The sequence below is a fragment of the Salinivibrio sharmensis genome (assembly GCF_001995985.1).
In the GTDB taxonomy this organism is placed as follows: Bacteria; Pseudomonadota; Gammaproteobacteria; order Enterobacterales; family Vibrionaceae; genus Salinivibrio; species Salinivibrio sharmensis.
Genome location: NZ_MUFC01000002.1, coordinates 193,887 through 218,637, shown reverse-complemented (window position 1 = coordinate 218,637; position 24,751 = coordinate 193,887). Strand labels below are relative to the sequence as shown.

Genomic DNA, 24,751 nt, shown 5'->3' with positions numbered 1-24,751 from the left:
TCAAAGGGGTCGGCCTCTACGGTTTGTGTCGGTTTAGCGTGTGTCAGTCAGAGCCACAGGCACAGTGACCATAAAGCGGCTACCTCTATCCGGCTCACTGGTCACATCAATCTCTCCCCCGAGTAAGTCGAGTAAGCTTTTCACGATAGATAACCCCAAACCACTGCCTCCGTATGTACGCGTGACGCTGGAGTCTGCTTGTACAAAGGGGTCAAACAAGGATGATAGCGCTTGTTGGTTCATCCCCACCCCCGTGTCAGTAACCTCTATATGTAAGCGTGTTTGCTCATCCGACTCGACTAATTTGATGTTCATCCCCACCTTGCCAACATGGGTGAACTTCACTGCATTGCTCATCAAGTTGAAGAGGATCTGAGTCAGACGTGATTGATCAGAGCACACCATGGTGTCATCCGCGACGGGCGCATCGATCGTCAATGCAATCTGTTTGCTCTCACAAATCGGGGTATAGATATTCTCAACCGTGCGAATCATATCGTGTAGATAAAAATCGCCGTGCTCGATGGTCATCTTGCCTTGTTCAATTTTGGRAAGATCCAGCACATCATTCAGCACAGTGAGTAAGTGCTCACCACTTTGATAAAGGCTACCTAGAAGCTCTTTTTGCTCTTTTTCTTTGGCTTTATCACTCAATATTTGGGTAATGCCTAGAATACCATTGAGCGGCGTGCGAATTTCATGACTCATCTTAGCCAAGAACTCAGACTTGGCGCGGGCAGAGGCTTCTGCCGCTTCTTTAGCGCGTTGGCTTTGTTGCTCCGCTTCAATCAACGACGTGATTTCTTGTCCCTGCCCAATCACCGCTTTCACTTGGTTGTCGACCATTAACGGCGCCAGATTCCAACGATAAACTCGACGATCAATCTCTATATTGACCCCTTTTAAAATCGTCCCGTTTAATGCGCGCTGTAGGTGAGGGGTAATCGCATACATAAATTGGTCGTAGAGCCAACTGGACGCATGGATTTGCTCGTCATAGTTAAGCTTTAGTTTGGCCGCGGGGTTAATACGCGTAATATCAAAGTGGGTATCCCAAACGATGATGGGCGACAAGGCATAGTCAAACAGGTCTTGTAGGGAGCGCTCTTTTTCATACAAGGCATCAAACGTGGACTCTAGGGTCTTCCCGATATGGTTAAACTCTTCAATATCCGAGCCTGCAAAAGGCAAAGTGCGCTGTCGCGAGCGCGCGCCTTGGGTATAACGCATCAATTTTTCCAGTGAATCCGCGATGCGTGTTTGCACAAATCGGTTCACCCAGATTGCCGCCACAATAATCACCATCGTGGTCAGCAGCAGATTAATCCCCATTTGCCGTTGCAGTGCCACCACATTGTCATTTTGCTGTGCTGACAACAGAGCAATTTTTGAGGGCTCACCGGCGATGCGTAACTTGGCTTGACTCACCAAATAGTGGCGAAATGCCTGACTCTCTCCTGGCGAGGGAAGCGTAAGATCGCGACCAATATCATCGTTGCCGCTCAGCGTCGAGGCGAGAGTGACACTATCTGCAGACAACCACACCGCTTGCGTACCGCTGGCACGCTGCAAACTTTTGACAAACGAGAAGTTGCCATTAAGCATCACCACCACATATAAGTAGCCACCCAACTTGCCGCTAGACTGAAACACGATTGGCGTTCGCCGCATTAACAGATAGCTCTGCTCCACCTCAGTGGTGATAGTGGTTAACGTCCACCGATTAATTCCCCTTAACTGGAGGCGTAGCTGCTCTAGTTGCTCACGATCAATGCCATGAAAAAGACTGCTACCGTCATGCCACAGCACGCGGTCGTCTTTGGCAATAAAGCGAAAATCAGGGGTATTGGCTACGTCTTGTTGCTCTTGTTCGATAAAGTAGTCATCCAACGCCGCGCTGTTCTCATTCGCCACCATTGACTGCAGTGTCGCACTCGCAGCATTGGTATTTTGGTGGATTTGCAGCGATGTGAGACGACTATCAAACACATTTTGCAACAGACGAGACGTCTGCGTCAGGGTACGGGTGATTTCTTGATTAATCCCCGCCAAAGTAAGTTGATAACTTTGTATATATACCCCGGCCGTCACAAAGAGGAAAAAGACCACGATCAAACGGGTCAGTAATTGAGACAGTGACAGTTTCGGTGAACCAGAAATGGCCATTATTTAATCCGAATATCTAAATGCTTTATTCTTAAGCGCCTCTATCCGCTTGGGATCGTCATAGCGCGTGATCACTTCAAACCGCCCAGAATAGACCACGGGCACAGGTTGATGCTCAATATCACGTTTGATCGCCTCGGCCATGGCAATCCCTGTATCATCATTCATTCTCATCACAGTCACATCGAGTTGACCAGCGGCAATCGCGTCAAGTTCTGCTGAGCCACCTCCCCAGCCATTAAGTCCAACCGTGTCACGGCCTAGCTCATCGAGGGCCTGAATAGCGCCAAACGCGACGTCGGTTGCACACGCATAAATAAAGTCGAGCTTTGGGTTATTGTTTAACATCGCTTTGGCTGCCTGATAACCTGACTCTCGGTCACCCTTGGTGTAATAGGCAGACAGCAAGTTGCTATCAGCGTGCGAGCTCATGGCCTCAATAAAAGTATCTCCCCGTGCATCACTGACATAACCTTGCGAAAAGTAAAGCACCGAATAATTCACGCCTTCAGGATATCGCTCTTGGTAATAGGTTGCCAATGCACGGCTACCACGTTGGTGATCGAACCCCACATATAAAAATGGCTGATTATCTTGCCACGCTTTTACGGGCGTGGTGATATTTTGCAAAATAAGCTTGGTTTTTTTCTGTGATAACACATGGTTAATAAACTTACGATGGCGCACACTGTTCAAAGTAAAAATGAGGTAATCGGCCCCATCACGTAGCGCCGCATACAACGAGGCGCTTTGTTCACGAATATCGGTATTGGGGCGCGTCGTGACTTGTTGAAGCTGATAAGGGATATTGAGTGCATTCAGCCGCCGCTCGAAGGCACGTACGTTACGCTGCCAGTAGTCGGATATTTGCTCGCCCGGCACCACCACAGCGATTTTTATTGGTTCCATGGCACCGAAAAAAGGCACGGGCTCTGCTTGTACCAGAGCGTCCAATTTGGTGGTTAAGCTTTTTTGCTCAGGGTGCAGCGCAAGGTACTCATCGTAAGACCAAAAGCCATTGAGTGATCCGTGGGCACTAGACATCACCATCAGCAAGGTGAGCCCAGTCAACCAACGGAAAAAACGGATCGCGTCATTTAGATGTCTGGTGCGTAAACTCACTTTTATCCCACAACCTTTTTGTTTCCAAGTCAGTGTCAGCTTAGCGAAACCCGTGCACGGGCGCAGCGAGAAAAGCGAGAAGCGTGCTTGATGAGGCAAAAAAGATGCAACAAAGCCTACACTTCCCAGGCATTTATCTAGCAATCAAGACAAAAAAGGGCGAAAGCCATAAATACCAAGAAAAACGGCAGCCCAATATGGACTGCCGTTAACGTTCAAGGCTGAGGCGCGCTAGTCAACGCGCAACGTTTGTAGCATGGACTCAGGTAAGGAAAGATCATCGTTTTTATTCACGGTCACCCCTGCATCGATGATGGCACGAGCGATATCTTTCGCCTCGCTGAGTGAGTGCATCTCATACGTCCCGCATTGATACTCGTTGAGCTCAGGGATCTTGTCTTGCGACGGCACAACCAGCACATCTTCCATCGCCAGTTCCCATGCTTTCGCCACCTCAGGCTCTTGGGGCTCCCCAATCAGGCTCATGTAGAAGCCAGTACGACACCCCATAGGAGAGATATCAATGATCTCAACCTTATCGCTGTTGAGATGTTTACGCATAAAGCCGGCAAACAGGTGCTCGAGCGTGTGGATCCCTTTTTCCGTCAAGTGCTCTTCGTTAGGGCGACAAAAACGAAGGTCAAAAACGGTAATCGTATCACCGCTGGGCGTTTGCATCGTTTTAGCAACGCGCACAGCCGGCGCATGCATGCGAGTATGATCAACCGTAAAGCTATCTAATAGTGGCATCTTACCTCCTTTATCCCTCGCGGTGACCTTAGAATGGCCACCAGCTCAGATTATCCTCGAGTCGTTGTCGGCAACCTTTTAATTGCCAACCGTAGTCCTTTGCTTGTTGTTCGACTTTACGCGCCACGCGTTTTAACCCGGGTTTCCCCTCAAACGAGCCGCGCTGAAATCCGCCTCTACCTTCATGGTAAGCTAAATACTGGCGATACACATCCCATTTAGATACCCCGAGTTGGCGGTAGGTTGCATCGGTATACCAACCAATAAACTGTAAGGCATCGGCAAAGTCAGTGCGAGACCCACCATTGTCCGTGGCTTTTTGGTAATCAGACCAAGCCGGGTCTTGCGCTTGTGCATACCCATACGCACTGCTCACTCGCCCCCACGGTAAGATACCCAACACATAATCGCGAGGTGGCAAGGCATCATGAACGAATGCGCTTTCTTGTTTAACAAATGCCATCGCTACTTGAATCGGCGTCCCCCAATCCTCTTCCATTTCGACCGCTGCTTCAAACCAGTCGGGGTGCTGGTCGAAAATGTCACAAAGATTGTTAGGGTTGTCCGGCGGCGGTGTGGCACATCCGGATACGCCCACAACAATAAAGATGGCAGCTAAACGACTGATCACGCCCGCTCTGCTCATAGTGACCGCCTAGTTACCAGCTTTCGGCCATCGGCACATCTTTAAAGTAAGCATTCAAAAAGGCTTCAAAGCTTTGTGTATCACTCTCTTCTACCGCTTTTTGACGCGCGACGCTCTCTTTCGCTTCTTGTAAGAAGCCTGCATCACTGTGGATCTTGTAAGGCACATCCGCTAGCGCCGCTTTATGGTCACGCGCAAGACCAAGTCCCAACCCGCCAATACCTCCTTTCGCTATCACATCCGCAAGCACCCGACCAGATAAGGTAAGCTCTGGGTTATCAAAGCAGGCGATCATCTTGTCACATACGGTCTCATAGCGATGGTCGTCGACCGCGCGATCCATGACTTTCGCCAACTGCTTAAGCTCACCCATTACTTGTACCCCCCACTCTGCTTGCGTCAGGGTCTCGCCCTCACATCCTGTGGTCAGGGTTAAGCCTGGTTTGCGGCCTTCGAGTACAATTTTGTTCCAATTGTCACGCCAGCAATTGAGCTCAGGGTCGGTCATCGGCTCAGAAGGCGATAGCGCACACCAGGAGACAAAGAGATCAAGGAAATGAATCTGATCCTCTTCAATCCCCACCGGGCTGTATGGGTTGACGTCCAAAGAGCGCACCTCAATGTACTCGACACCGCCTCGCTCAAGCGCTTCGGTCGGCTTTTCACCGCTTTCAGCATTCCGTTTGGGGCGTATAGGCGCATAGAGCTCATTTTCAATTTGTAGCACATTGGTGTTGAGCTGACGATACGTCTCGCCATCTCGAATACCTAACTTGGCAAACGCCTGTGAGGGAGTACGAATCGCGCTTCTTAATCCTTCAAGGTATTGCTCTAGGGTGTTAAAACCAATTTTAAGATCCGCTTGCGCATTATTGGTATACCCTAAATCACTCAAGCGCAGCGACGTTGCATAAGGTAAGTAACATGTACCTGACGGCATATGTTCAAAGGGCAACTGGCTTTGCGCATGCTTGATAAACGAGCCACATAAAGCAGGTGACGCCCCAAATAGATAAGGGATCATCCAACCATGGCGGTAATAATTGCGAATAAGATCAAAGTAACCTTGGGTGACTGACGCTTGGCTTACCGTGTCTGAGTGGTACAAATGCTGCCAAAATGTCTCAGGCAAAGAGATGTTAAAATGCACCCCTGAGATCACTTGCATCACACTGCCATAGCGATGCTTGAGCCCTTGGCGATACAAGGTCTTCATCCGTCCAATATTTGAGCTGCCGTATTGCGCTAAGGTGATATCGTCTTCCGATGCCACCACGCATGGCATTGACATGGGCCACAATTGTTCGTCGCCCATTTGCTGATAGGTAAAGCGATGGATGTCCTGTAACTCGTCCAGCATCCCTTTCACCGAGGTGTTAACAGGCGTAATAAACTCCAACAGTGATTCAGCAAAATCCGTCGTGATCCAACGGTGTGTCAGCGCCGATCCAAGCGTCTCTGGATGCGCCGTCTGCGCTAAATGCCCCGCTGGCGTAATGCGTAATGCCTCGCGCTCCAATCCGCGGCCAATCCCCTTTAAGGCATCTGGGTTTTGCGCTAAACGCGCTAACCGTTGGGTAAAGTCAGTCAAAATGTATCTCTTATTTTTTTATGCTGCGTGGCGGTCAATATAAACAAGCTATTACTCAAAAGCCATCACGCAGCGGAGTAAGTTTATCCAAATAGGCTTATCGGTAATCAAGTGCTAACGTGCGCACTGGCAAGCCAAGTTGACGTAAGCTATCGCCAAGGCGAGAGGCATCCCCGACCACAATGATTTGATAGTCGTTAGGATCAAACCAACGTGCCGCTTGGGCATTCAGCTGTTGCAATGTGATTGATTGCAATAACGCTTTTTGTGCCTCACGGTAGTTATCGTCTAATTCAAAGGCCTCAATATGCGCGATCAAGCCTGCTTTTTCCCATGGCGTTTCATAGCTCAGCGCATCACGCTGCCCACTCGATTGACGCAGATAGGCCAATTCTTGTACCGAAAAGCCATTTTCTTGTGCATGCGCCATCTCTTGCCATAGCGCTTTAATCGCATCGTGTGTCGCATCAGCGCGCACATCGGTACTGACTTCTATGGTGCCTGTCTGCCGGCCGCCATAAACACCACTGTGCGCGCCATAGGTATAGCCTTTATCTTGACGCAAGCTTTGATTCAGGCGCGCATTAAAATTGCCCCCAAAATTAAAGTTGGCCAAGCGGGTTTTAAACATCGGGCCGGTGGCATCGTATGGCATACCATGGCGCACCATACGAATACTGGTTTGTGGGGCTTGCGGTTTATCTACCAGCCAAATTTGTGCCTGGTCGTAGTCTTTCGGGACAGCACGCGCCACCTGAGCCGTAGGCTGCGTTTGCGCTTGCCACGGTGTGATCCGGTTGGCGAGATTGATCGCATGTTCACGAGAAAGGTCGCCCACCACAATCAGTTGGCTGCCTCGCAATATGTAGTGCTGGCGATAGAAGTGTTTAACATCATCAAGTGTCATCGCTGCAATATCTTCCGCGACACCGCCCTCTGGCGCACGGAAGGTGGCATCTTGATATAACAGCTGGTTGGTCGCTTGGCTGGCTAACCAACCTGCATCATCGGCGCGAGATGCCAGACTCTCTAACAACTGGGCTTTAACACGATCAAAATCTTCTTCTGCAAACGTCGGTGCACGCAAGGTTTTGTTTACCAGTTTAAGGGTCTCCCCCAGGTGCTTTTTCAGTGACGTTACTGTGATTTGTGTGTGGTAACTGTCCGCGTTGATATTGACTTGACTGCCCAGCTTGTCTAGGGCTCGAGTGAGCTCAGCGGCTGACATACCTGCCGCGCCCTCGGTCACCATAGTTGCCGTTAAGTGAGCGATGCCTCGCTGATCGTTAGGCTCCATCAAGGTGCCGGCAGGTAAACGAAGCTGCAAGGTGACCGTGGGTGTCTCGCGACTCACTGTGCCTGCCAGATGGATCCCATTGTCCAAGTCGGCCCGATAAATGCGAGGCACATTGACCGTAACACTCCCACTCGGCGCCGGGAGCTGGGTGCGATCAAAAGTGTCTGGGGTATCGCGTCGTGCTAACGTGTCGTGCGGGTTTTGCGTCTGTCCATATTCTGGACGTTGATAGATAAAATTCGCGGGCGCAGCGACCAAATCCGTCCGTCCAATAGGGACCACACTGGTGTTTACTGCAGGCTGATCTTTTACCCACTGCCGATAGCTTTCCATCACCTTGTCAGGGGTCACGGCATTAAGGCGTGCAAGGCGCTGGTTCATACGGTTTGCATCACCGTAGAGCGTATAGTCATTTGCCAGCTGTGATACCTTGCCGTCGACACTTTGCAGCGCAAAGATATTATCGGCTTCCACCATAGATTGGATTTGGTTGATATCCTCGTCACTCACCCCTTTTACCTCAAACTGCGTCAGAGTTTGGGCTAACAAGGTACGGATTTCAGCCAGTGATTGGCCTTGCCGACCGACACCGTAGATCTCAAACGTACAGGCCAATTCACCACACTGGTGCGATGCGCCTGCACTTAACAGCTGCCCCGTTTGTACCAGGGATTGATAAAGCACACTGTCACGCCCTTGCCCCAATACATTGGCCAGTACCCCCAGGCGCGTCGTGGTATCCGTCTCAGGCACACTGGTAGGAAAGGTCATCACCAAAACCGGTTGCGAGACCTTGTCTTCCAATGTCACAAAGCGAGAGCCATCTAGCGTGACCGGTTGCGGTTTCGCCTCTGGTATTGATGGGCCTTGAGGTATATCACCAAAGTATTTTTTCACCCAAGCAAGGGTTTGCTGAATATCGATGTCGCCACCAATAGTAAGGGTGGCGTTGTTAGGGCCATACCAGCGCAGGAAGAATTGCTTGAGATCGCCAACATCAACACGGTTAAGATCCTCAACATAACCAATCACCGGCCATGAGTAAGGGTGGCCCTCAGGGTAGAGTGCTTGATTAATGGTCTCGTTAACGCGGCCATACGGGACATTATCGATCCGAAATGCCCGTTCGTTTTTCACCGTGTCACGCTGCACTTCAAATTTGCGCTGAGAGACCGCATCGAGCAAAAAGCCCATGCGATCAGATTCAAGCCAAAGAACTCGCTCAAGCTCATTGGCCGTTACGGTCTGGTAATACTGGGTGGTATCACGATTGGTCGAGCCATTATTATAGCCCCCCACCTCTTTAATACGTTTTCCGTGATCGTCTACGTGCTCAGAGCCTTCAAACATCATATGTTCAAAAAAATGCGCAAAGCCTGATTTTCCCGGCTCTTCTCGGGCAGAGCCCACATGGTAACGCACATCAACATTGACAAGAGGGTCAGAGTGATCCTCATGTAACAATACCGTCAGTCCATTATCTAATTTAAATTGCTGATACGGGACTTGTGCACTCCCTGGAGGAGGCGCGACGGTTTTAATCCAAGTGACGCCATCAGGTGTTTGGGTTGAGGCTGAGCCAGTCAGCTGGCATCCAGACAACACAGATAGCAAGAAAAACGTGGCAAGCAATAAACGTGGCATATGATAGTTCCTAACCTGCTACCCAACGGACTGACATCACAATCACCAGGTAGCGCGATGCTTTTGCAACAAAGATAATCAGCCAGCACCAAGATTGCCGAAGGCGGAGCCAACCGGCAACCACGCAAAGCGGATCACCAATAATCGGTACCCAGCTGAGTAGTAGCGCGGCATAACCGTAGCGTTGCAGCCCAGTGAGCGCTCGGCGGTGCCATGAACGATGCGGTTGATAATCGGGCAGCCAACGCCCGATGGCGTAATTGGTCATGCCACCGAGTGTGTTGCCTACTGTGGCAATCGCCACAACGATTCCATCCGCGAATGCGTGCTGAGTTAATAAATACACCAGATTGGCCTCAGAGCCACCTGGCAATAAGGTCGCACTTAAAAAGCTGGTGGCAAACAAGGTTGCCAACAGCATCCAATCGTCCATTCGACCCCATGCAGTATCATTGGTTCAGCACCTGCCCCCACGACAAAGCGCTCCACTAGGTTTGTTTTGGAGGTTAAGCCGAGGGCATTTCCAACACACGTTTACCACGTGTATGGCCGGTTTCTAACGCTTTGTGCGCCTGTGCGCCCTGCTCAAGCGGGTAGACGGCCGCGATATCTATTTTCAGTTCGCCCTGGTCAAGCATGTCGAGCAAGCGCTGCGTCTGCCAAGTGTTTGGGTCAACCAGCATGCCTGTTGCCTTTAGGCCTCTTTCTGCGGCAGCAGAGGTGAGGGTATTTCGAGTATTCGTCGGCACAGTGACGACTCGCCCACCTGTTTTTAGGCTCGCCAGCGCGTCAATGGCGGTATCCCCGCCCACTAAATCAATCAACACATCAAACTCGCCATTGGCGGTGGCCCAATGCGCTTGATGGTAATCGATCGGTGTCGCATCCAGTTGACGTAAAAAGGCATGATTGGTTTCAGAAGCAGTGGCATAAACCTGCGCCCCAAGACGAACAGCCAACTGTACCGCAAGGTGACCGACACCCCCAGCGCCCGCTAAAATCAATACTTTTTCATCACGCACCAGTTTACCATGCTCAAGCGCTTGCCAAGCCGTCAGCCCTGCCAATGGCACTGCAGCGGCATCCACCATAGGCACACTCGGCGGCACAGTTGATAACAATCCGGCATCAGCGACCACATATTGGCTGTATCCCCCGCCTTCGGTGGGGAAGCCAATCATCCCAGCGACACGATCCCCGACATCAAACTTGCTTTCGTTAGTGCCATTGGCAACTACCACCCCGGCAACATCATAGCCCGGCACCCAAGGTAGCTTGTCTTGATTATGCTCTGCAGCCCAACCAAGCCCTGCTCGCGTTTTTGCATCAATGGGGTTAACCCCAGCCGCTTTTACTTGAATCAGCACCTGCTCTTCAGAGGGAGAGGGAATCGAACGGTTGACCGAGCTAAGCACCTCGGGCGCACCAAATTCAGTGATTGCAAGTGAGAGATTATTCGACATAGTGACTCCTTTCGCATGCCATTGTGCTTATGCTGGCGTATAACGTAATGGTATTTGCCTTAACGACGAGATTAAGCACAGAGCCATTGCAAAGCGTAAACCTCTAGTCTTAACAAAAAAAGCGGCAGACTCAATGCCTACCGCTATTTTCTTTTTGTCGCTCCGGTGTCAAATCACCCAGGTATTAGCCCACCAAGGCCAACAAGATACCAGCCGCGACCGCAGAGCCCAACACACCGGCCACGTTCGGCCCCATTGCATGCATTAACAAGAAGTTGTGTGGGTTGGCATCGAGTCCTACTTTGTTCACCACTCGAGCCGCCATCGGCACGGCTGACACACCAGCCGCACCTATCAATGGGTTGATAGGGTCACGGCTAAAGCGATTAAGGAGTTTGGCCATTAATACTCCAGTCCCGGTGCCAATGCTGAACGCCACTGCGCCCAATACCAAGATGCCTAAGGTTTCAAACTGAAGAAACTTATCGGCTTCCAATTTGGAGCCTACCGCCAGACCAAGGAAAATGGTGACAATGTTGATCAGCTCATTCTGGGCGGTTCCGGATAAGCGGTCCACGACGCCACACTCTCGCATCAAGTTACCGAGGCAGAACATACCAACCAGCGGTGTCGCCGAGGGCAAGAACAAGATGGTCATCATCAGCACCGCCAGCGGAAATAGGACTTTCTCAGTTTTCGACACATGACGGAGTTGCTTCATCTCAATCTTGCGTTCGCTATCAGAGGTAAACAACTTCATGATTGGTGGCTGAATAATGGGCACCAGTGCCATATAGCTATAGGCTGCGACGGCGATAGCTCCAAGCAAATCCGGTGATAATCGGCTCGCCAAGAAGATTGCCGTTGGCCCATCCGCACCACCAATGATCGCAATGGAAGCAGCATCTTGAAGGCTAAACTCCATGCCTGGTACCAAGTTAAGCAGTATCGCGCCAAACAAGGTGGCGAAAATACCAAACTGTGCCGCCGCGCCAAGCAACAAGGTACGCGGGTTAGCGATCAGTGCGCCAAAGTCAGTCATCGCCCCCACGCCCATAAAGATCAGCAGGGGGAACACGCCAGTATCAATCCCGACATGGTAGACGTAGTAGAGCAGGCCGCCCGGTTCGTTAAAGCCGGCGTTGGGTATATTCGCCAATATAGCGCCAAAACCGATAGGTAGTAGCAGTAGTGGCTCAAACCCACGCCTTATCGCCAAAAAGAGCAATAGACAGCCTACGGCAATCATTACAAGCTGTGGCCACTGGAAGTTTGCCAGTCCAGTTTCTGACCACAGGATCATTAATCCTTCCATGCTGCCCTCTTATCCTAAGTGCAATAACGGCATGCCGACGGTAACAGCATCGCCTTCTTTCACTTGTACGTCTTGGACGGTGCCCGCATGGGCGGCGCGTACTTCGGTTTCCATCTTCATCGCTTCCAAGATGATCAGGACATCACCCTCCTGTACATGCTCCCCAGGGGTGACCATCACCTTAAAGATGTTACCGGCTAGAGGTGCGGTGACTGGCTCAAGGTTGGTTGGCGCAGCTTGAGGAGCTGGCGCACTCGCCGACGCCGACACCTGACTCACTGGCTGGATATCACCCAGCGCCCCATCTGGCCCCACATCGACTTGATAGACTTGCCCATTGACACGCACACTGTAGGTTTCCACGTCGCCACTGCCTGATGGCTGAGGGGCAGCGGGCGCAGAGGCTGGCTCCCCGGTTGGTGCCGGTTCGAAGGCTTCAGGGTTGCCTCGGTTTTGTAAGAACTTCCACCCCACCTGCGGGAATAAGGCATAGGTCAGCACATCATCAATGGTCTGCTCTGCCAAGGTGACATTCTCGGCCGCAGCTTTGTCGGTCAGTGCTTGGGTCAAAGCCTCCATTTCAGGCTCTAGCTTGTCAGCGGGACGACAGGTGATTGCCTCTTCACCCTCTAACACGCGAGCCTGGAGGGTGGCATTAACCGGCGCGGGTGCTTTCCCGTATTCTCCTTTTAAAAGAGCCGCCGTTTCTTTGGTAATACTCTTGTAACGCTCACCGGTTAGCACGTTAATGACCGACTGAGAGCCGACAATTTGCGAGGTCGGGGTCACTAAAGGAATGTAGCCTAAGTCTTCACGAACCCGTGGAATTTCCTCCAACACCTCGTCCATTTTGTCGGCGGCGCCCTGCTCTTTGAGCTGATTTTCCATATTGGTCAACATGCCACCTGGCACTTGCGCAATCAAAATACGCGAGTCCACCCCTTTGAGTTGACCCTCAAATTGCGCGTATTTCTTACGCACAGTGCGGAAATAAGCGGCAATCGACTCTAGCTTGTTCAGATCGAGGTTCGTTTCGCGCTCAGTGCCTTCGAGCATCGCCACTACGGTTTCCGTTGGAGTATGTCCGTAGGTTTGGCTCATGGATGAAATAGCGGTATCGAGCACATCGAGCCCCGCCTCCACCGCTTTGACGGCGGTGGCAGTTGATAGCCCTGTCGTCGCATGACAGTGTAAAGATAAAGGAATATCACACGCTGCCTTAATGCGACTAACCAACTCATGAGCTTCGTAAGGCTTGAGCAAACCAGACATGTCTTTAATACACAACGAGTGACAGCCGAGATCTTCCAGCTGCTTGGCCAAGTCGGTCCAAGTGTCCATGGTGTGCACAGGACTGGTGGTGTAAGAAATGGTGCCTTGTGCATGAGCACCCACTTCCATTGCAGCGCCCACTGCCGCTTGGAAATTGCGCACATCGTTCATCGCATCAAAGATACGAAAAACATCCATACCGTTCGCATGCGCACGTTCAACAAACTTGTGTACCACATCATCGGCATAGTGGCGATAACCTAACAGGTTCTGACCACGTAGCAGCATCTGCATCGGGGTATTTGGCATCGCTTTTTTAAGCTCTCGTAACCGCACCCATGGATCTTCACCCAGGTAACGAATACATGCATCGAAAGTCGCTCCACCCCAGGTTTCTAACGACCAGAAACCGATTTGATCGAGCTCGGCGGCAATTGGCAACATATCGTCCAAACGCAGACGTGTGGCAAACAACGACTGATGGGCATCACGCAATACCACATCGGTAATAGCTAACGGCGTAGACATAACAAACTCCTTTTTTATATGTGCCTTACCACTCAACGGTGACGTTGGCGGTACTGCTGAACAGCCACAGTGATCGCGGCAACCACATCCGGCGAAGGCTGTGATGCATCCGATGCTGCTTGGGTATTGGGCTGAGAGGCCGCTTTAGGCGCGGCAGGGGGAATAGGGTCGCCAAAACGTTCCAGCTGGCGGACCAAAAAAATCAATATCGAGAGAAATACAAATACGACAACCATGCCGGTTAACATCAGCATCGTTGCCTGTTCTAAAAGCGGGCCTAAATCCATGGTTTCTTCCTTGTCACACTCACCATTGCTTACATCTAAGCAGTGATTGCCCCCGTTATTATCCATTTATCTTGGTGGCAAATTCATCATCGGCGTTCAAAATACTAACAATTCGCATAAATGACAATCTGACTATTGCGTTTTTGTTACCTCATAACGTCCGTTAATGGGCATTTTCACTCACTGATTAAAAAAGATGGATAAACTGGATGTTTATGCAAACTCACGGTCAGCGGGCAAGTAGCAACGGCGTTCGGCTAGGCACCACCGTATAGAAAAGCGATGCCAGTATCACGACTGTGGCATTTTTGGAAAAAGCGTTTTTCCGAAAGCGACCAAAATCGTTGAAAGCACGTTACTGATAGGCATTCCGAGATGATAAACAGTCAGCTGATAAGCGTATTGCAATAAGACGACGGCACAGAGAAAAGGGTAAAGACGCGAAAACTGTCTGTTTTGCACGATTGGTGAAGAGTCATGTCACAAGGGGAGATCGCGAAGAGAAGCAAAATGGCGCGTCCGGGAGGATTCGAACCTCCGACCGCCTGGTTCGTAGCCAGGTACTCTATCCAGCTGAGCTACGGACGCGCTGACGGATTTGCTTAGGATTGAAGATGGCGCGCTCGGGAGGATTCGAACCTCCGACCGCCTGGTTCGTAGCCAGGTACTCTATCCAGCTGAGCTACGAGCGCGTGTCGACAATCTTACGTTCATCATGAACAATCTTGCGGGTCTTCCGTGAAGAGATGGCGCGTCCGGGAGGATTCGAACCTCCGACCGCCTGGTTCGTAGCCAGGTACTCTATCCAGCTGAGCTACGGACGCACATCTTACTACAAGGCAGGCTTGTAAATCATGGCGGTGAGGGAGGGATTCGAACCCTCGATACGGCTACAAACCGTATACTCCCTTAGCAGGGGAGCGCCTTCAGCCACTCGGCCACCTCACCGCAAGTAGTGGCGCGTCCGGGAGGATTCGAACCTCCGACCGCCTGGTTCGTAGCCAGGTACTCTATCCAGCTGAGCTACGGACGCGCATCTATCTTGCTTGCAACAACATGGCGGTGAGGGAGGGATTCGAACCCTCGATACGGCTACAAACCGTATACTCCCTTAGCAGGGGAGCGCCTTCAGCCACTCGGCCACCTCACCGTCGCTGCGGGTGCACATATTACTTTGAGCCACATATATGTCAAACACTTTTCTGGCAAAAATCGTCTTGTCACCAACAAATGGACAATTATCACCCACAGCCTGATTTTATTGTTGGATTTATCGCCGCTTCATTCTGATTTTATGGAAAAAGCAGCGATAAAAAAGGCCGACCTAAGTCGACCTTTTCTTGCCTTGTTAGTAGTCGTTTTGACCACTTGCAGGCGCGCCTTTCTCGGCCTGAATACGCATGTWGATCTCTTCGCGATGTACCGAAACATCTTTCRGTGCGTTCACACCAATACGGACTTGGTTACCTTTCACACCCAGTACGGTGACAGTCACTTCATCACCAATCATCAAGGTTTCGCCCACACGGCGAGTTAAAATCAGCATGCTTCTACTCCTTGAGTATCAATCTTTTACTTATTCAATTAGTGTCTGAGCCAGATAACCCGCCAGCGTATCGGCTCGTTACCTGTGATCGTTGGATTCTTTCCCTGCTAATGATGCCAATACGGGCGCCAAAACGTCCGTCTTCACACTATGGCTGAATTATCAAACCATATCCAGAAAGGGGCAGAGAAATTTACTGTTTTATCATCATGCCGTTAGCCGAGAAGGCGATTGACCTGAGATAACAGTGTAAGAGAAATCTGTACTGCATTGGCTGGCGTGGCGATAAAATCTAACCAGTATCACGTCTTACGCCAGTGCGTCGCTTAAGGCGTTGCACTATACAGAATCAGAAAAAAAGTGCAATTATTAATCTAGATCACAAAAAAGGGTCGCAATACGCAACCCTCTTGACTTTTGTGGAAAAACAAAGTTGGCTTAAATTTGCTCAGCGAGCCACGTCTCCGCAGAGGCTAACGCACTCGGCAGTGCACTCACATCACTACCACCGGCTTGCGCCATATCAGGGCGACCACCACCTTTGCCACCTACTTGCTGCGCAACAAAGTTGACCAGTTCACCCGCTTTTACCGTGCCGGTCAGATCTTTAGTCACCCCCGCAATAAGGCCGACTTTGTCGTTGGCCACATTGCCGAGCAGCACAATGCCACTGCCCATTTGGTTTTTCAGATCATCTACCATGCTACGTAGTGCTTTGTTATCCGCGCCATCAAGCTGGCTAATCAGCACTTTTACCCCGTTTAGCTCACGGACTTGATTAATCAGCCCAGCACTTTCTTGTGCGGCCAGTTTCTGCTTAAGCTGCTGAATTTGTTTCTCTAGCGCTTTCGCTTTGCTCTGGGCATCGTCAAGCTTGGCTTCATAGTCCGCCTGTTGCTCATAAACGCTATCAATGGCCGCTTGCCCAGTAATGGCTTCGATACGACGCACACCGGCCGCGATACCCGCTTCAGAGACGATTTTAAACATCCCGATGTCGCCTGTACGCGTCGCGTGGGTCCCGCCACACAGTTCGATAGAGAAGTCGCCCATGCTTAATACGCGCACCTGATCATCGTATTTCTCACCAAACAGTGCCATCGCGCCTTTTTGCTTGGCCGCGTCAATGTCCATCACCTCAGTGTGTACGGGGTTGTTTAGACGAATTTGCTGGTTCACGATCCGCTCAACCGCTTTGAGTTCATCGGCGGTGACCGGCTCAAGGTGTGAGAAATCAAAACGCAAGCCGTCAGGGCGAACCAAAGACCCCTTCTGAGCAATATGCTCACCCAGTACCTCACGTAGCGCAGCATGAAGCAAGTGGGTTGCAGAATGGTTCATCGCTACCGCGTGACGACGCGCAGCATCGACCCGTGCGGTTGCTTGTGTCCCCACATTCAATTGCCCTTCCGCCAAGCTGCCGTAGTGCGCAATCGCTTGACCAACCTTTTGTGTATCGGTAACGGTGAAGCGCCCTTGGTCAGTGTCAATCACTCCAGTGTCGCCACATTGGCCACCGGCTTCGGCATAAAAAGGCGTATGATCAAGGATCACCACTGCCTGAACGCCTGAAACAAGGCTATCAACAGGCTCTCCCTCAACGAAAATATCCGTGATCTTGCCGGAGCCTTCCGTCCCGGTATAGCCGCAGAAATCAGAGCCATGCTCGACTTTTATTGCTTGGTTGTAGTCGGTGCCAAACTGCCCGGCTTGCCGCGCACGCTGACGCTGAGCTTCCATCGCTGCTTCAAAGCCAGCTTCATCAATCCGATAACCACGCTCACGTGCTACATCATTGGTTAAGTCTGCCGGGAAACCGTAAGTGTCATAGAGTTTGAACACCGTCTCGCCATCAAGCTCGTCACCTTTGACTTTGTCGAGCGCTTCTTCCAGCATCAGCATGCCGCGCTCAAGGGTGCGACCAAAGTTGTCTTCTTCAATCTTGAGCACTTTTTCCACCATGGTTTGTTGTGCACGCAGATCTTCACCTGCTGTGCCCATGATGGTGGCGAGAGGGCCAACCAGCTTATAGAAAAACGCCTCTTTGCTGCCAAGCTTGTTACCATGACGAACCGCACGACGAATGATTCGGCGCAACACATAGCCCCGCCCTTCGTTAGAAGGCATCACGCCATCAACAATCAAATACGCACACGAGCGGATGTGGTCAGCTACCACACGCAAAGACTGGTTAGTGAGATCTTCAACCCCAATGATGTCAGCGACTTGCTTAATCAATTGCTGGAAAACATCGGTTTCATAGTTAGAATGGACGCCCTGCTTGATTGCCGCAATCCGCTCAATCCCCATGCCGGTATCCACTGACGGCTTAGGCAGGTTTTCCATGGTGCCGTCTGCTTGGCGGTTAAACTGCATAAAGACGATATTCCAGATCTCGATGAAGCGGTCACCGTCTTCTTCTGGCGTCCCTGGAGGGCCGCCCCAGATATGCTCACCATGATCATAGAAAATTTCGCTACATGGTCCGCATGGCCCAGTATCGCCCATTTGCCAGAAGTTATCTGACTCGTAAGGCTTACCGCCTTCTTTATCTCCGATACGCACAATGCGATCCGCTGGGACACCAATTTGCTGATGCCAAATATCAAATGCTTCGTCATCGGTTTCGTATACAGTTACCAACAGCTTTTCTTTTGGTAAGCCAATGGTTTCAGTGAGAAACTCCCAAGCAAACGCAATGGCTTCTTTTTTGAAATAATCACCAAAGCTGAAGTTACCCAGCATTTCAAAGAAAGTATGATGGCGCGCGGTAAAACCGACGTTTTCAAGGTCGTTGTGTTTACCACCCGCACGCACACAACGCTGTGCTGACGTTGCGCGCGTGTAGTCACGCTTTTCAACCCCTAAAAAGGTGTCTTTAAACTGGTTCATTCCTGCGTTGGTGAACAAAAGCGTTGGGTCATCGGCTGGCACGAGCGACGAGCTAGGCACAATCTGGTGCCCTTTGCTTTCGAAGAACTTGAGAAACGCTGTACGGATCTCATCAGTGCTCATATACATTGGCTAATCCTGATAATCGACTATTGCGTTAGCAACCAGATATGGTCGTGACGCGATGGAAGCATGGTTTTATTTACGCCATTGTAAACAACCGATCGCGTGCGGAAAAGAGACAGAATGGGATTGGTCTAGAAATGCGTGTCCGGATCGTAACTGAGTGCGTATTGGATTTGATCAAAGTTAAAGCCACGTGACTGTAAAAAGCGCATGCGCTTCGCTTTTCCCTTTTGGTCCGTTGGCGGAAGGCGACCATCTAGATCGGCATATTTGCGCTGTGCGGCTTCTCTGGCTAGCGTATACCAATCGACGTCCTGCTCTTGTTCGGCGCGTGCTAACAACTCAGTGTCTATACCTTTACGCTTGGCGTCTTGGCAAATACGTAACCAGCCATGGTGCTTACTCACACCTTGGCGCAACAAGCTGGCGGCAAAACGTGAGTCGTCAAGCCAACCACGTGCGAGACACTCATCAAGGGTCAGCGCAATCGTGTCTTGATCAAACCCACGTTGAGTCAGTTTTTGCTGCAGTTCGTGAACAGAATGATCACGGCGGGCCAACAAGCCCACCGCTACTTCTTGGCACGACGCAGCCATTACAGCTGGTCGTCCTCGGTTTCTGCCTCCGTATTCGCGTCAACCGCTTCGTTATTTAGCGCGGTTTGCAAAAGCATCTCACGTAAGGTGGTGTCGATTTCTTCAGCAACGTGCGGGTTTTCTTTTAGGTATTTGCAGGCGTTTGCTTTGCCCTGGCCAATTTTATCGCCCTTGTAGCTATACCAAGCACCGGCTTTTTCTACCAGCTTGTGTTTTACGCCCAAGTCCACTAATTCACCTTGCAAGTTAATGCCTTGGCCGTAAAGGATTTGGAACTCAGCTTGTTTAAAGGGCGCAGCCACTTTGTTTTTTACCACTTTTACGCGGGTTTCGTTGCCCACCACTTCGTCACCTTCTTTAATCGCACCAATGCGGCGAATATCCAGGCGAACCGAGGCGTAGAATTTTAACGCGTTACCCCCAGTTGTGGTTTCTGGGTTACCAAACATCACACCAATTTTCATACGAATTTGGTTGATGAATACCATCATGGTGTTGCTGTTTTTGATGTTGGCTGTGAGCTTACGCATCGCTTGTGACAGCATACGCGCTTGCAGACCCATATGTGAGTCACCCATCTCGCCTTCAATCTCAGCTTTAGGTGTCAATGCCGCGACCGAGTCAATCACGATCATGTCGACAGCGCCCGAGCGTGTCAGTGCATCAGCGATTTCCAACGCTTGCTCACCGGTATCTGGCTGAGAGACCAAAAGGTTATCGATATCCACACCCAGCTTGCGCGCATAAATAGGGTCAAGGGCATGCTCAGCATCGATAAAGGCACAGGTCTTACCCATTTTTTGTGCTTCGGCAATCGCTTCTAGCGTTAGCGTGGTTTTACCTGATGACTCTGGGCCATAGATTTCGATAATACGACCAAAAGGCAGGCCACCTGCACCTAGGGCGATATCGAGAGACAAAGAGCCGGTCGATACGGTTTCGATGTCCATCGTGCGGTCATCACCCAGACGCATGATTGAGCCTTTGCCAAATTGCTTTTCGATTTGTCCGAGTGCGGCTGCGAGCGCCTTTTCTTTGTTATCGTCCATTTCAGTCTCCAGGAAATAAAACGCTATCGCTATGCGATGAAAGCTATCAGTAATTGGGGCTAAGTATACTGTCCATTTATACAGTGTCTAGCCCTGTACAGAAAAAATCTTTGTGATGCGACACGCCTCCAGTTACGGAGACAAGCGCGTCAGAGCATGTGACAAGGCATGTGCGACCGTTTGTTCACGGACCGCGCGCCTATCACCCTCAAAATGACACACTTCAGTGTCGGTTTCGCCGCCATGCCAAGCCCATGCGAACCACACGGTGCCAACAGGTTTATCCGCACTGCCACCACTCGGACCAGCGACACCGCTAACAGCAATCGCCAAGTCAGCGGCAGCCTCATTGAGTGCGCCCTCTGCCATGGCCGTTACCACAGGCTCACTCACCGCACCGTATTGGGTCAATAAATCGTCTGGCACATGCACCTGTTGATGCTTAGCCTGGTTGCTGTAGGTGACCCAAGCTTGCTGAAGCCACTGCGAGCTACCCGGCACGTCCGTCAAGCAGTAAGCAATACCGCCACCGGTGCAAGACTCTGCGGTGGTCACCGTTAAGCCCGCATCCAATAAGGCGTCGCCGAGTTGCTTTGCTAGCGAGAATAACTGTTCCACCATTCACTCCTTTTGTTGAGGGTGAAGAAACCAGTACCGCAACTTTACCCTTTGCCGTACGATCACGTATTCTACCTACCCTTTTCAACGTTCCATTTTGCAGGTCTAGTCGTGACAGTACAAGCGCTCGAAAAGCACACCCCTATGATGCAACAGTACCTCAAACTCAAAGCGCAGCACCCTGAAGAGCTGCTGTTCTACCGCATGGGGGATTTTTACGAACTCTTTTACGACGATGCCAAACGTGCCTCTCAGCTTTTGGATATTTCGCTAACAAAGCGCGGTAGCTCAGGCGGTGAGCCGATCCCCATGGCGGGTGTGCCCTTTCATGCCGTGGAGGGGTATTTAGCTAAGTTAGTGCAATTGGGTGAGCCGGTGGCGATTTGTGAGCAAATTGGCGAGCCGGCCACCAGTAAAGGGCCGGTTGAGCGCCAGGTAGTACGAATCGTCACCCCCGGTACGGTATCGGATGAAGCGCTGCTTAGCGAACGGGTTGATAACTTGGTCGCCGCACTGACTTGTGATAATGAGCAGTTTGGCTTCGCCACCTTAGATATTACCTCTGGGCGATTTGTACTGACTGAGCCTGCGACTTACGAACAAATGCAAGCCGAGCTGCAACGCACGCAACCGGCAGAGCTACTATACCCCGAAGACTTTCCCTACCCTGATTTACTTGCGGTGAGCCGCGGCGCAAGGCGTCGACCGATTTGGGAGTTCGATCTCGACACTGCTCGCAGTCAACTGACCGGTCAATTTGGCACGCGCGATCTAGTCGGTTTTGGCGTGGAAGACTGTACGCTGGGGCTCTGTGCCGCTGGCTGTGTGTTGCAGTACGCCAAAGAAACACAGCGCACTGCGCTCCCCCATATTCGTGCCATCATCAAAGATCAGCAAGACACCTCTGTGGTGTTGGACGCTGCCACACGGCGTAATTTAGAGATCACCCAAAACCTTGCTGGCGGTAGCGACAATACGCTGGCTGACGTTTTGGATCGCACGACGACGCCGATGGGCAGTCGCTTACTGAAGCGTTGGCTCCATCAACCCCTGCGCGACCCTCAAGTGCTCAACCAGCGTTTGGATGCAATCGGTGCGCTGCTTGATAGTGGTCTTTACATCGATTTAAGCGCCGCACTCAAACCAGTTGGCGACATTGAACGTGTACTGGCTCGCTTGGCAATGCGATCCGCTCGCCCGCGTGATATGGCACGGCTGCGCACCGCGTTAGCACAGCTACCTGAAGTACAGGCACTGCTCACCGAGCTGGATCATAGTGCGTTTTCTGATTACCTCACTGCCACCACACCGATGCCAGAGCTGCAAGACTTACTCAACCGCGCAGTGGTCGAAAACCCACCGGTAGTGATCCGTGATGGCGGCGTGATTGCGCCAGGTTACAACGCGGAACTGGATGAGTGGCGCGACTTATCGGAAGGTGCATCACGCTACTTAGAAGAACTAGAAACCCGCGAGCGCGAACAATATGGCATCGATACCCTGAAGGTGGGTTATAACCAAGTCCATGGCTTTTACATTCAAATTAGCCGCGCGCAAAGCGACCGAGTGCCCGCGCACTATATCCGCCGACAAACGCTTAAAAATGCAGAACGTTACATTATCCCCGAATTGAAAGAGCACGAAGATAAAGTCTTAAGCTCTCGTTCTAATGCATTAGCGTTAGAGAAACGGCTGTGGGAAGAGTTGTTTGATTTATTACTGCCACACTTGGCCCAGCTGCAACATGCCTCTGAAGCGCTCTCTGGGCTCGATGTACTGTGTAACCTCGCCGAGCGAGCAGATACACTCAATTATCATCGCCCAGTGCTCACCGATAAGCCGGGCATCGATATCGAAGCTGGCCGCCATCCAGTGGTAGAGCAAGTAATGAGTGACCCCTTTATCCCTAACCCTATTGCCTTAAGCCCTGAGCGCCGAATGTTGATCATTACCGGACCGAATATGGGGGGTAAATCCACTTATATGCGCCAAACCGCGTTGATCACCTTGCTGAGTCATATTGGTGCTTATGTGCCCGCCGATCGTGCAACCATTGGGCCCGTCGATCGTATTTTCACTCGTATTGGTGCCTCTGATGATCTCGCTTCCGGCCGCTCCACATTTATGGTGGAAATGACAGAAACCGCCAATATTCTCCACAATGCAACCGCTAACAGCTTGGTGTTGATGGACGAGATTGGCCGCGGTACCAGCACCTACGATGGCTTATCTTTGGCGTGGGCCAGCGCGGAATGGTTGGCAGAGAAAATCCAAGCGATGACCTTATTTGCCACCCATTATTTCGAACTCACCGAACTGCCAGGGCAAATGGAAGGCTTAGTGAATGTGCATCTTGATGCCATGGAACATGGCGATGACATTGCGTTTATGCACGCTGTGCAGGAAGGGGCGGCCAGTAAATCATATGGCTTGGCGGTTGCAAGCCTCGCTGGCGTTCCCAAGCCGGTGATTCGTCGTGCCAAGCACAAACTGGCACAACTGGAGCAAAGCGGTCACCAAACGGTTCATGCTGAACAAACGGTCGGTGACCCAGCATCCGCTCAGCTCGCCTTGCTGCCTGAACCCAGCGAGCTGGATAACGCAGTCGATGCCTTAAACCCCGATGAGATGACGCCGCGCCAAGCCCTAGATGCCCTCTATGCCCTCAAGGCGTTACAGCAATCTCGCTAATCAGCCGCGCCGTCATCTTGCGAACCATCATGACCGCCAATAAAAAGGGACAGCCATCGCTGTCCCTTCATTTACGTCTATGATTGTCAGTCTCGCGCTATGACTGATGCGAGATTGACAGCGCGTTTATTGCTCAACGTTAAAGAGCGATTCAATGCTCAGCCCTTGATGCGTCAACATGTCGCGCAAACGGCGTAGCCCTTCCACCTGGATTTGACGTACTCGCTCGCGGGTTAGGCCAATCTCACGTCCCACATCTTCCAGTGTTGACGCTTCGTGACCCAAAAGCCCGAAACGACGTGATAACACTTCTCGCTGCTTAGGGTTGAGCTCTTGTAGCCACTGCACAATCGACTTTTTCATGTCATCGTCTTGTGTGGTGTACTCTGGGCCGTCTTGCTTCTCATCTGGGATGATATCTAGCAAGGCTTTTTCTGAATCGCCACCAATGGGGTTATCCACAGAGCCAATACGCTCGTTAAGACGAAGCATCCGGTTCACATCTTCTACCGGCTTATCAAGCTGAGCCGCGATGTCTTCAGCGGTCGGTTCATGATCAAGCTTTTGCGCCAGTTCGCGTGCAGTACGCAGGTACACGTTAAGCTCTTTCACCACGTGAATAGGCAGGCGAATGGTGCGTGTTTGGTTCATGATGGCGCGTTCAATGGTTTGACGAATCCACCAGGTTGCATAAGTTGAAAAACGGAAGCCGCGTTCAGGGTCAAACTTCTCTACCGCACGGATCAGGCCGAGGTTTCCTTCTTCAACCAAATCCAGCAGCGCTAAACCTCGGTTAGAATAGCGACGTGAGATTTTCACCACGAGCCGAAGATTGCTCTCAATCATACGCTTGCGAGCGACTTCATCACCACGCAGCGCTCGGCGCGCATAGAGGACTTCTTCTTCAGCGGTAAGCAGTGGCGAGAAGCCAATTTCGCTCAGGTAGAGTTGGGTGGCATCAGAGGCCTTTGAAGTGGCCGCTTGTTGCTGTACTGCCTCTTCGACTTCTTCGAGCACCTCCTCGGCTTGTGCCTCTACGGTGTCGAATTCAACGTCTTGATTCAAGCCGTCCAGTTTCTTTGCGGTATTTGTTTGGCTCATAGCGCCTCCCTTATGACGTAGCAGCTAAGCAGAACTCATTTCTGCTTATAC

Annotated in this window: 18 protein-coding genes and 6 tRNA genes; 1 reads left to right on the top strand and 23 read right to left on the bottom strand. The window is 51.3% G+C overall.

What is annotated here, in order from left to right; translation table 11 throughout:
- Positions 1–33: 33 nt before the first annotated feature.
- From BZG74_RS03070 to BZG74_RS02965, 22 genes are all read right to left on the bottom strand, one after another.
- Entirely contained in the window at positions 34–2,166 is a 2,133-nt protein-coding gene (locus tag BZG74_RS03070; RefSeq protein ID WP_077771286.1) for a LuxQ periplasmic sensor domain-containing protein, read from the bottom strand.
- Positions 2,167–2,169: 3 nt separating this feature from the next.
- Complete coding sequence (locus BZG74_RS03065) at positions 2,170–3,216, bottom strand: substrate-binding domain-containing protein (protein WP_077771374.1); 1,047 nt, start codon at positions 3,214–3,216, stop codon at positions 2,170–2,172.
- 303 nt (positions 3,217–3,519) lie between these two features.
- Positions 3,520–4,038: an S-ribosylhomocysteine lyase gene (gene luxS, locus BZG74_RS03060; protein ID WP_077771285.1), complete on the bottom strand. Its 519-nt coding sequence runs from the start codon at positions 4,036–4,038 to the stop codon at positions 3,520–3,522.
- A gap of 28 nt (positions 4,039–4,066) precedes the next feature.
- Positions 4,067–4,684, bottom strand: coding sequence for a transglycosylase SLT domain-containing protein (locus BZG74_RS03055; RefSeq protein ID WP_077771284.1), 618 nt, complete (start codon positions 4,682–4,684; stop codon positions 4,067–4,069).
- 13 nt (positions 4,685–4,697) lie between these two features.
- A complete protein-coding gene (gene gshA / locus BZG74_RS03050) occupies positions 4,698–6,275 on the bottom strand; it encodes a glutamate--cysteine ligase (RefSeq protein ID WP_077771283.1) in 1,578 nt (525 codons plus the stop codon).
- Between the two features lie 97 nt (positions 6,276–6,372).
- On the bottom strand, positions 6,373–9,216 hold the full coding sequence (locus BZG74_RS03045; protein WP_077771282.1) for a M16 family metallopeptidase: 2,844 nt from the start codon (positions 9,214–9,216) through the stop codon (positions 6,373–6,375).
- A 10-nt stretch (positions 9,217–9,226) separates the two neighbouring features.
- A complete protein-coding gene (locus BZG74_RS03040) occupies positions 9,227–9,649 on the bottom strand; it encodes a YqaA family protein (RefSeq protein ID WP_077771281.1) in 423 nt (140 codons plus the stop codon).
- 73 nt (positions 9,650–9,722) lie between these two features.
- Entirely contained in the window at positions 9,723–10,679 is a 957-nt protein-coding gene (locus BZG74_RS03035) for an NADP-dependent oxidoreductase (RefSeq protein ID WP_077771280.1), read from the bottom strand.
- 184 nt (positions 10,680–10,863) lie between these two features.
- Positions 10,864–11,994 (bottom strand): sodium ion-translocating decarboxylase subunit beta, encoded by a 1,131-nt coding sequence (locus BZG74_RS03030; RefSeq protein ID WP_077771279.1) that lies wholly within the window; start codon positions 11,992–11,994, stop codon positions 10,864–10,866.
- A gap of 9 nt (positions 11,995–12,003) precedes the next feature.
- On the bottom strand, positions 12,004–13,794 hold the full coding sequence (gene oadA, locus BZG74_RS03025; RefSeq protein ID WP_077771278.1) for a sodium-extruding oxaloacetate decarboxylase subunit alpha: 1,791 nt from the start codon (positions 13,792–13,794) through the stop codon (positions 12,004–12,006).
- Between the two features lie 32 nt (positions 13,795–13,826).
- Positions 13,827–14,081 (bottom strand): OadG family transporter subunit, encoded by a 255-nt coding sequence (locus BZG74_RS03020; protein WP_077771277.1) that lies wholly within the window; start codon positions 14,079–14,081, stop codon positions 13,827–13,829.
- 511 nt (positions 14,082–14,592) lie between these two features.
- Positions 14,593–14,669, bottom strand: a tRNA-Arg gene (locus tag BZG74_RS03015).
- Positions 14,670–14,696: 27 nt separating this feature from the next.
- Positions 14,697–14,773, bottom strand: a tRNA-Arg gene (locus tag BZG74_RS03010).
- Positions 14,774–14,828: 55 nt separating this feature from the next.
- Positions 14,829–14,905, bottom strand: a tRNA-Arg gene (locus tag BZG74_RS03005).
- Positions 14,906–14,936: 31 nt separating this feature from the next.
- Positions 14,937–15,029 (bottom strand) — tRNA-Ser (locus BZG74_RS03000).
- 8 nt (positions 15,030–15,037) lie between these two features.
- A tRNA-Arg gene (locus tag BZG74_RS02995) sits at positions 15,038–15,114 on the bottom strand.
- Positions 15,115–15,138: 24 nt separating this feature from the next.
- A tRNA-Ser gene (locus BZG74_RS02990) sits at positions 15,139–15,231 on the bottom strand.
- A 198-nt stretch (positions 15,232–15,429) separates the two neighbouring features.
- A complete protein-coding gene (csrA, locus tag BZG74_RS02985; RefSeq protein ID WP_077771276.1) occupies positions 15,430–15,627 on the bottom strand; it encodes a carbon storage regulator CsrA in 198 nt (65 codons plus the stop codon).
- A 438-nt stretch (positions 15,628–16,065) separates the two neighbouring features.
- Positions 16,066–18,648, bottom strand: coding sequence for an alanine--tRNA ligase (gene alaS / locus BZG74_RS02980; RefSeq protein ID WP_077771275.1), 2,583 nt, complete (start codon positions 18,646–18,648; stop codon positions 16,066–16,068).
- 128 nt (positions 18,649–18,776) lie between these two features.
- The gene (locus BZG74_RS02975) at positions 18,777–19,241 is read right to left on the bottom strand and encodes a regulatory protein RecX (RefSeq protein WP_235605699.1); all 465 of its coding nucleotides are present in this window, start codon (positions 19,239–19,241) and stop codon (positions 18,777–18,779) included.
- The gene (recA, locus tag BZG74_RS02970; protein WP_077771274.1) at positions 19,241–20,290 is read right to left on the bottom strand and encodes a recombinase RecA; all 1,050 of its coding nucleotides are present in this window, start codon (positions 20,288–20,290) and stop codon (positions 19,241–19,243) included. Before recA ends, BZG74_RS02975 begins: the two co-directional genes overlap by 1 nt.
- A gap of 132 nt (positions 20,291–20,422) precedes the next feature.
- Positions 20,423–20,908, bottom strand: coding sequence for a CinA family protein (locus tag BZG74_RS02965; protein WP_077771372.1), 486 nt, complete (start codon positions 20,906–20,908; stop codon positions 20,423–20,425).
- 144 nt (positions 20,909–21,052) lie between these two features.
- Here BZG74_RS02965 and mutS point away from each other — a divergent pair, with 144 nt between their 5' ends.
- Positions 21,053–23,599 carry a DNA mismatch repair protein MutS gene (mutS, locus tag BZG74_RS02960; RefSeq protein WP_201247347.1) on the top strand — a complete coding sequence of 849 codons (2,547 nt, stop codon included), beginning with the start codon at positions 21,053–21,055 and terminating at the stop codon, positions 23,597–23,599.
- A gap of 126 nt (positions 23,600–23,725) precedes the next feature.
- Here mutS and rpoS read toward each other — a convergent pair whose 3' ends face one another.
- Positions 23,726–24,700, bottom strand: coding sequence for an RNA polymerase sigma factor RpoS (gene rpoS / locus BZG74_RS02955; RefSeq protein ID WP_077771272.1), 975 nt, complete (start codon positions 24,698–24,700; stop codon positions 23,726–23,728).
- Between the last annotated feature and the right edge of the window lie 51 nt (positions 24,701–24,751).

Excerpts from the sequence above, each read along its gene's own strand:
- BZG74_RS02975 (WP_235605699.1), bottom strand. The coding sequence starts at position 19,241 with ATGGCTGCGTCGTGCCAAGAAGTAGCGGTGGGCTTGTTGGCCCGCCGT.
- BZG74_RS03065 (WP_077771374.1), bottom strand. The coding sequence starts at position 3,216 with ATGGTGATGTCTAGTGCCCACGGATCACTCAATGGCTTTTGGTCTTAC.
- luxS (WP_077771285.1), bottom strand. The coding sequence starts at position 4,038 with ATGCCACTATTAGATAGCTTTACGGTTGATCATACTCGCATGCATGCG.
- rpoS (WP_077771272.1), bottom strand. The coding sequence starts at position 24,700 with ATGAGCCAAACAAATACCGCAAAGAAACTGGACGGCTTGAATCAAGAC.
- BZG74_RS03045 (WP_077771282.1), bottom strand. The coding sequence starts at position 9,216 with ATGCCACGTTTATTGCTTGCCACGTTTTTCTTGCTATCTGTGTTGTCT.
- recA (WP_077771274.1), bottom strand. The coding sequence starts at position 20,290 with ATGGACGATAACAAAGAAAAGGCGCTCGCAGCCGCACTCGGACAAATC.
- mutS (WP_201247347.1), top strand. The coding sequence starts at position 21,053 with ATGATGCAACAGTACCTCAAACTCAAAGCGCAGCACCCTGAAGAGCTG.
- BZG74_RS03030 (WP_077771279.1), bottom strand. The coding sequence starts at position 11,994 with ATGGAAGGATTAATGATCCTGTGGTCAGAAACTGGACTGGCAAACTTC.
- alaS (WP_077771275.1), bottom strand. The coding sequence starts at position 18,648 with ATGTATATGAGCACTGATGAGATCCGTACAGCGTTTCTCAAGTTCTTC.
- BZG74_RS03040 (WP_077771281.1), bottom strand. The coding sequence starts at position 9,649 with ATGGACGATTGGATGCTGTTGGCAACCTTGTTTGCCACCAGCTTTTTA.
- BZG74_RS03035 (WP_077771280.1), bottom strand. The coding sequence starts at position 10,679 with ATGTCGAATAATCTCTCACTTGCAATCACTGAATTTGGTGCGCCCGAG.
- BZG74_RS03020 (WP_077771277.1), bottom strand. The coding sequence starts at position 14,081 with ATGGATTTAGGCCCGCTTTTAGAACAGGCAACGATGCTGATGTTAACC.
- oadA (WP_077771278.1), bottom strand. The coding sequence starts at position 13,794 with ATGTCTACGCCGTTAGCTATTACCGATGTGGTATTGCGTGATGCCCAT.
- BZG74_RS03055 (WP_077771284.1), bottom strand. The coding sequence starts at position 4,684 with ATGAGCAGAGCGGGCGTGATCAGTCGTTTAGCTGCCATCTTTATTGTT.